We start from the raw sequence: 7,096 nt of genomic DNA on the forward strand, positions 1-7,096 counted from the left end.
GCAGAGCACCACGCCTGCCGGGCTGCTTCATAAGTGACGTCCTGGATGTGTGTGCCGGTGGCGTCGCTAGCCTGGCGGTGCTGTGGATGATCGCAGCAGCGAGCGTGTGGCTGCCCGAAATCCGATTCGTCAGGTGGTGGCTGTAATGGAACCGCTTCGACGCTTTAGGGGCGAACCCAAGCGCAGCCCGGCGGACTGGCAGTCCGCCTTGGCCGGCGCCCGGCGCGCTTCCGATGTACGAATCGCCAAGAAGGCGCGCTCCACCGGAACAGCAGGAACGGTGTGGACGAGGACGATCCGACCGTCCAGTCCCAAGTACGGGACGGCGAACCGACCGTCGAGGTCGTCCTCTTGCGACGGACCGCGGATCCTGACGTGGTGCGGACGGTCTCCGGTCCGGCGAACGAGCGTCGGACGGTGACACTTTCTGAGGTGCCGGACGACGAGCTCGCCGAGGTGATCCTGGATCAGTCGGTACGGCTGCCGGTGGGGGCTTCGGCTGCTTACCGGGAAGTGGAGCTCCGGCCTTCAGCCTGGAGGGACTGTCCTGCGCTGACCAAAGCGCGAGCGTTTCTCTTGCCAGACGAGGACGGTCGCGCACACCTGGGCGACAAGGGGTGCACCTATGACCCGGGAACTGGGCTGAAGTCCCACTCGTGATCGCCGCACGTTTGAGCGATCTTCGCCCGCCGGAGACAACCTCAAACGTGCTGGAATTCCTGGGTCCGTACTACTTGACAGTCGCACATTGTAATCATAATCTAACTATCTATCAGGCGTCGTCCCCGACCATCACTGCGGGGGTGCTCCACGCACAGGGATGCATGAACCGATCGTCCCGGCCCGCGCCGGGGTTCTCTGTACGCCTGATCACTGCCGACTGATTCCGTCATCGGCCTCGCCTATTCAACGGAAGTTGACCAACCGTCAAGTTGAACTGAAAAGGTGCCCCTGACCTGCCAGGATGCGATTGTCGAGAAAGCATTCAGCAGGAACCGGGGGCACCTTCAGGGTGAAATCTACAACGTGGGACGCGCGGCTGTCTGTGACCTCCGACGCGAAGGGCCTGATCGGCTACGCCGGAGCGGCACTCCTACGCCTGTGTGCGGACCGCACCGGTCTGATCGCCGAGCTGGCCAAAGCGCTGCCGGTCGGGACGGGACACCGGTGGCGGGACCGCGCCGAAGTCCTGGTCCACCTCGCCATAGCGATCGTCCTGGGCGGGACGAACCTGTCCGAGGCCGAGCAACTGGCCCTGCACCAACGCGGGTTGTTCGGCTCCGGCGCGTCGGACTCCACCCTCCGGCGTACACGTGCCCCCCGAGTTGGTCGCCGAGCGGCACAAAAGGAAGGGCCCGGGGCTTACGCCCCGGGCCCTTCCTTTTTGACCATCCCCGCATGCGCGGGGCCGATGGTGCTACCCGGCTGATCATGAAAACACAGCCACGGACCATCCCCGCATGCGCGGGGCCGATGGTGCTATACGCCCCTGTTCGCGCAGGGCGGGTAGTGCGCCCCTCGGAGGGGCGATGAGAGTCGGCAGCTGAAGGCTCCCGACGTCTCTGACACTAGCACCACCGGCCGACAATGTCAGAAGTGCGCGCAAGAACCTATCAGCACCCCGTCCGGCCGGACTGGCGACGCCATGGATAGTACGACCGGCGTTTTGCCTCTCGGCACTCTGGGCAGGCGCAGTGGCCCGCACGCCGCTCGTACCATGCCTCACGTTGGGGGCGCGCCCCTCCATCAGGGCCGTATCAAGCTCCTGCGGCCATGCGCTGTCATACGCCCTATACCCGTATACCTGCTGATGAGAGAGGCCGAGATCCAAGATGACTACTGACAAGCTCTCGCCGGTCACGAGGCGGCTCCCAGGAGCACCCGCGCCCTTGCGGCCAGCGGCGGCTCCTGGGAGCGGCAGAGGGACGGCCCTGCGGCGGACGGGCCCCCTTGCTCGCTACGTCTGGACAGCAGAAAGCCCCCGGTTGCCCGGGGGCTTCTGTCGCCCTGTGCCCTCAGCTGGCGTCCCGTAAAGTCAGCACGAAGTCAGCACGGTATCCCGAACCGAACCGGACCGGACTCCATTGCCCGACAAGGCCGAGGCGTTGACCAGCGCGTTTGACCGCCTAGACCTTGGGTGCTACGAAGACTGTCAAACGTTCCAGCACCTGATCGCCAACTCGTCGGTCACCGTGGCCGGGGATACCGCCACGGGCCGCACCATGTGCCACAACCCGATGGTGATCCCGGACGAGGACGGCACGCAGAAGGTGCTGTTCTGCGGGCTCTGGTACCTCGACACCTTCCGCCGGTCGGCGGACGGGTGGCGGATCGCGGAGCGGGTGGAGGAGAAGTCCTACATGTACGTCGCGCCCGCTACGCCTGCGTTCTAGGGCCTGTTCTGGGTCTCCCACCGGACCAGGCCCAAGAACGTAGGCGGCGATGGTGATCCGGTGACGGATGATCGCGGCCATCGGGATCATCCGTCACTGGATCAGGAAGCCGGCCCCGGGCGTCCGCGCACGGCTCCGGCGCGGGGCATCAGCTCAGGAAGCCGACCCCGGGCACCCGATCACGGCGTCGGCGCCGTCAACCCCGTGCACGGCCGCAGAGTGGCCCGCCGGTCGGTGATCCGCTTCGCCTCCGCGCCTGTGGCCGGCACCGGCACGCCGCGCTTGTCGATGAACGCCGGGGTGAACTGCTCCTTGACCACCTTGCCGGCGGTCAGCGTCAGGGTGGTGACCCCGGTGTCGTTCGAGTTCGGGTACGGCGAGGTCCCGTACCAGAGGAAGTTTCCGAAGCCGTAGCCCACGTAGGTGTCGCCCATCATCCCGGCGCCCTGCATCACGTGCGCGTGGGTGCCGACGACAGCTGCCGCGCCAGCGTCCGCGAGCTTCTTGGCCAGGCCCTTCTGGTCGCCGCTGGGGCACTTGTCGCCCTCGATGCCCCAGTGCATGAAGACCACCACGGCGTCGACCTGCGGCTTGACGTCCTTGACCGCCTTCACGAGGAGGTCGGCTTTCAGCGCGGTGGCGATGCCGGCTTTCCCGGGGGCCGCCGCGTACTTCTGCGAGGTGATGTCCTGCACCTGGCTCGCGGCCAGGAAGGCGATCTTGACCCCGTTGGCCTCTTTGATGACCGGCTTGTACGCGGCGTTCGCATCCGCGCCGAAGCCGACCGCCGGGATCGGCGGGTTCTTGATCGCCGCGAGGGTGTCCTGCACGCCGACGGGGCCGAAGTCTGCGGCGTGGTTGTTGGCCAGGCCGACCAAGTCGATCCCGGTGTCCTTGAGGACGTCCAGGGTCTTGGCCGGGGTGCGGAACTTGTACGGCTTGGCCTCACCCGTACCGCGTTCGGTTATCGCGGTCTCCAGGTTGACCATCGCGATGTCCGCGGCGGCCAGTGTCTTGGCGATCGGCCCGAGCGGGCCTTCGGCACCGGCCCCGGTCAGCCGCGGCGCGGTGCGCTCGTGGAAGTGCACATCCCCGGCCAGCGCGATGGTGACCGTGCCGGTGGACCCCGTCTGCGGTGCCACGGAGGGCGGCGCGGACACCTCACCGGGGGTCCCGGCGGTGTCCGGCGGACGGGGCGTGGCGTTGACGGACTGCACCTCGGGGTCGTCGGAGCCGAGGAGGCCGCACCCGACGGCGAGCACGGACAGCGCGGCCACGGCGGCGGTGGAGAGCACCGTACGGCGGCGTCTGGAAGATATGGGCACGGCATAAGGTAACCCGCGCCGGGTTGTGCCACTTCAGTGCGGCCTTACTGGCCGTTGATGGCCTCATACACCCGGTCGCTCAGCTCGGGGTCCATTTCCAGGAAACCCTCGTCATCGACGTCGAAGGCGCCCGTACGGAAACTCTCGGTGAAGGTGCGCAGCAGCAAAGGCAGGCTCGTGTAGACGGTCGCCTCCTCGGCGCCCTGCACGTAGCTGGCGGCCTGCACCGGCTCGTCCGTGGTCCACAGCGCCGCGTAGAAGTCCGCGCCGGGCGAGACCAGGAGCGGCAGCCAGCGCACGTTCTCCTCGCCTTCGAGCCCGACCTCGGCTTTGAACTCCAGCGCCTCGCTCAGCCCGAGCAGGACGTAGCCGGGGATGAACGCGGCTTCGTCGACCAGTTGGTCCGGCTCCTCGCGGACGCCGTCCGCCCAGCCGAACCACTCGACCAGGTCGTCGGGGACGTCGTCGCCGAGGCGCTTGCGCACGGTGTCGGCGTCCAGCCCCGGGTTGAGCAGTCCGGCGACCGGACGGTCAAGGCGTGCAAGTTCGCCGCGTACCGCGTCGAGGCCGTCCCGGACAGTGTTCATAGATGTACTGAGCCCTTCACATGTGGTTGGTGTCGGGGCAACGATGCCTTACTCAGGCGGCCGAAAGCACATCTGTCGTTTCTCCGCGCGTCCGCAGGACCAGAACTCCGCCGACGACGATCAGGGCGTACGCGCCGACCAGCGGCAGTCGCCCGGCCCCCAGGCCGAGGTCGTGCCACAGGTCGTCGGCGGGCCGGACTGCCATCTGCCGCCGCTGCGCCGCGGTGGGCGGTGCGGCCATGCCGACCTGCCAGGGGGCGTACGGCGCCCAGGCCGGGTCGAACCCGGCGGTGGTCAGGATGCTCACCGCCGTGGCACCCGGCGGGAGCTTGTGTTCGGCCTGGTCGGAGCAGAGCAGCAGTTTGACCCACTGCTCGGTGACGGTGAGGCCGGTGAAGTCCGTCCCGGTGGGTTCCCCCGCAGCGGCAGACGTCGGTGCCGCTGCGGCGAACATCGTGTGCAGGAAGACGAGTGCGGCGACCATCGCGCCGACCACAACCGGCCAGGACCGCTCAAGGCCCCGGGTGAGGAAGACCAGCAGGCCGACGCCGGCGACTCCGGCGGCCAGCGTCCACAGGGGCGGGGTGCGCCCGGCCAGTCCGGCGTACGAAAGCGCTGCCGGCGCGGTGCACAGCACCGGCAGCGCGACGTCGCCGAGGAGCCTCTTCGCCTGGATTCCTGTCATCCCGACCATGCTGACAGCCTGTCACTCTGGATAACAGAGTGGTAATCCGCCGATGAGGATCTCTTAGGTCGCTATTGAGACGCGGTTGTACGGAGGACTCCACCGCGGTGTCCGGCCGCGATGACGGCCGCGCCGCACAGCGCCAGGCACACCGGCGTGTAGACCCCGAGGTTGAGCCAGTAGAAGGGTTCGTCGGGGTCCGCGCCGATGCCCGCCGACCAGACCAGGCCCGCGACACCGCGGGCCAGCAGTCCGGCGGCCACCGCGCGGGCGCCCAGCTTCTTGACGCGTTCGGGCAGTCGGCGGCCGGGAGTCCCGGCCCGGTCGATCCGCACCAGCACCAGCGCGGAGCCGACGGCCAGCAGTGTGAGCGGCGCGATCAGGCCCGCCGGGGTGAAGGGCACTTCCATATTGAGGACGGCCCGGGACAGCGACGCGGAATCCGCCGCCGGCCAGGTGGCTCCGGTCATCCAGTACACGTGGACCATCGCGTCCGCCGCCAGCACGGTCGCCACCGCGACCCCGGCCCGTACTCGTGTCCGCTCGTTCACAGCTGCCGCCTTCTGTGGAGGTGAAGTGCTCTCACCGGAAAAGAGGGACCGCAGTGGTGGAACATTCCCTGTGACGGCAGTCACGGAGGCGCACACCAACAGGGCGCGATGTGACGCGGAGCACAGGAATGTTCCGGTGCCCGACGGCCTCTACCCTCCTGACACTTCGTCAAGAAGGCGGTGGAAGTGACGGACCCGGATACACGACTGGAGGCAGCGCGGTTGGCTGCGCTCGTCCGGTCCGCCCAGCGCGGCGACCGGATGGCCACCGGGAGACTCCTGGACCTGCTGACCCCCTACGTCGGGCGACTGCGCGGCCCGATCGCGCTCCAGGACGGGCCGGACGCCACCCAGGAGGCGCTGATTCTGATCATCCGTAAGATCGACCAACTGCGGGAGCCCGCGGCCCTGTTCGGCTGGGCGCGGGTGATCGCCGTACGCGAGGCGGTCCGGATCGCCCGCGCGGCGGACCGGACCGTCCCCGACCCGCTCGACGACGTGCCCACGCGGGACGATCCGGAACTCGCCGCTGATGTGCGCGATGTCCTGGAGCGACTGTCGCCCGCGCACCGCGCCGTCCTGGTCCTGCGGGACCTTGAGGGGCTGGACGAGCATGCCGTCAGCGCACTGCTCGGCGTGCCCGAATCGACCGTCCGGACCCGGCTGTTCCGGGCCCGCCGCAGCTTCCGGAAGGCGTGGGGACATTGAACGGCTCTTGGCCGGTGGCCGGCCTCGACGATGTCCGGAAGCTGCGGGTCATCGCCCGCAGCACCCCGGGCACGAGCTATGCGGACCACCTCATCGCCGCGCCCTTCGAGCAGGTCTGGGCGCTCGCCGCAGACCTCGAAGGCCAGTTGCCCAGGCTCATCACCGACGTCAGGAGCTTCGCCGTGACAGCGGGATCCGGCGGACAGCTCGAAGGCCGGGCGCGCAGCCCACTGGGCCTGCGGGCGCGCTTCGACATCGAGCTGCGGCCCGGCTGGTGTCTCATGCAGAGCCGGTTCCTCATCGGCGGCATGGCTGCCGTGCCCGAGGGTGACGCGACGCGGTTCGCCTTCTTCGGTGGACTGCGGGTTCCCGGGATCCGGCTGCTCGACCGCGCGCTGCACCCACTGACGGAGAAGTCGGGTGCCAGGGCCCTCAAGCGATTCACCGACCAACTGCTCTGAACCACAAAGAGGAACCCGACAAAGAAGACTCAACAACAGCGGACTCAACAAAAGAGGACCCGGCCGCGGTTGCGGTCGGGTCCTCTTTGTCAGCCGGGCGAAAGAACGCCAGTCCTCGGTCCTGTCTGGAGTGCAGATCATGAGTTCGTGAGATCGCCTGCGCGCGGTGCGCCGGCTTTGATAGGTAATTGGTCATGGCGCGAGGCGATCTCACCGACGAGCAGTGGTCCCTGATCGAGCCCCACCTCCCGATCGCCGCGGTCGGCCCCATCCCCGACCTGCGGAAATACGTCAACGCCGCGATGTGGCGCTTGCGTACCGGCAGTCCCTGGCGTGACCTGCCGGACGAGTTCGGGCCCTGGCAGAGTGCCTACGACCGCTTCCGG

At 68.2% G+C, this 7,096-nt stretch carries 10 protein-coding genes; 6 read left to right on the forward strand and 4 right to left on the reverse strand.

All coding sequences use genetic code 11. From position 1 onward, the window contains the following. Positions 1 to 282 precede the first annotated feature (282 nt). From AC0Z36_RS15115 to AC0Z36_RS15125, 3 genes are all read left to right on the forward strand, one after another. Complete coding sequence (locus AC0Z36_RS15115; RefSeq protein WP_485463379.1) at positions 283 to 660, forward strand: hypothetical protein; 378 nt, start codon at positions 283 to 285, stop codon at positions 658 to 660. A 385-nt stretch (positions 661 to 1,045) separates the two neighbouring features. Beyond that, on the forward strand, positions 1,046 to 1,429 hold the full coding sequence (locus tag AC0Z36_RS15120) for a hypothetical protein (RefSeq protein ID WP_485463380.1): 384 nt from the start codon (positions 1,046 to 1,048) through the stop codon (positions 1,427 to 1,429). Positions 1,430 to 2,084: 655 nt separating this feature from the next. Then, positions 2,085 to 2,393, forward strand: a complete 309-nt coding sequence (locus tag AC0Z36_RS15125) for a nuclear transport factor 2 family protein (RefSeq protein ID WP_485463381.1) — start codon at positions 2,085 to 2,087, stop codon at positions 2,391 to 2,393. 179 nt (positions 2,394 to 2,572) lie between these two features. Here AC0Z36_RS15125 and AC0Z36_RS15130 read toward each other — a convergent pair whose 3' ends face one another. From AC0Z36_RS15130 to AC0Z36_RS15145, 4 genes are all read right to left on the reverse strand, one after another. After that, on the reverse strand, positions 2,573 to 3,718 hold the full coding sequence (locus AC0Z36_RS15130; RefSeq protein ID WP_485463382.1) for a CapA family protein: 1,146 nt from the start codon (positions 3,716 to 3,718) through the stop codon (positions 2,573 to 2,575). Positions 3,719 to 3,762: 44 nt separating this feature from the next. Beyond that, on the reverse strand, positions 3,763 to 4,305 hold the full coding sequence (locus AC0Z36_RS15135; RefSeq protein WP_485463383.1) for a hypothetical protein: 543 nt from the start codon (positions 4,303 to 4,305) through the stop codon (positions 3,763 to 3,765). A 52-nt stretch (positions 4,306 to 4,357) separates the two neighbouring features. After that, positions 4,358 to 4,990: a hypothetical protein gene (locus AC0Z36_RS15140; protein ID WP_485463384.1), complete on the reverse strand. Its 633-nt coding sequence runs from the start codon at positions 4,988 to 4,990 to the stop codon at positions 4,358 to 4,360. A 71-nt stretch (positions 4,991 to 5,061) separates the two neighbouring features. Further along, positions 5,062 to 5,541, reverse strand: coding sequence for a DUF3995 domain-containing protein (locus AC0Z36_RS15145; RefSeq protein WP_485463385.1), 480 nt, complete (start codon positions 5,539 to 5,541; stop codon positions 5,062 to 5,064). A 222-nt stretch (positions 5,542 to 5,763) separates the two neighbouring features. On the opposite strand from AC0Z36_RS15145, the gene AC0Z36_RS15150 reads away from it, so the two are divergent. From AC0Z36_RS15150 to AC0Z36_RS15160, 3 genes are all read left to right on the forward strand, one after another. Beyond that, positions 5,764 to 6,249 (forward strand): RNA polymerase sigma factor, encoded by a 486-nt coding sequence (locus AC0Z36_RS15150; protein ID WP_485463386.1) that lies wholly within the window; start codon positions 5,764 to 5,766, stop codon positions 6,247 to 6,249. Next, positions 6,246 to 6,710, forward strand: coding sequence for a hypothetical protein (locus tag AC0Z36_RS15155; protein ID WP_485463387.1), 465 nt, complete (start codon positions 6,246 to 6,248; stop codon positions 6,708 to 6,710). Before AC0Z36_RS15150 ends, AC0Z36_RS15155 begins: the two co-directional genes overlap by 4 nt. A gap of 194 nt (positions 6,711 to 6,904) precedes the next feature. Next, positions 6,905 to 7,096 (forward strand): transposase (locus AC0Z36_RS15160; RefSeq protein WP_485463388.1); only part of this gene is annotated, 192 nt, incomplete at its 3' end.

Source organism: Kitasatospora sp. UYEF31 (assembly GCF_057291755.1).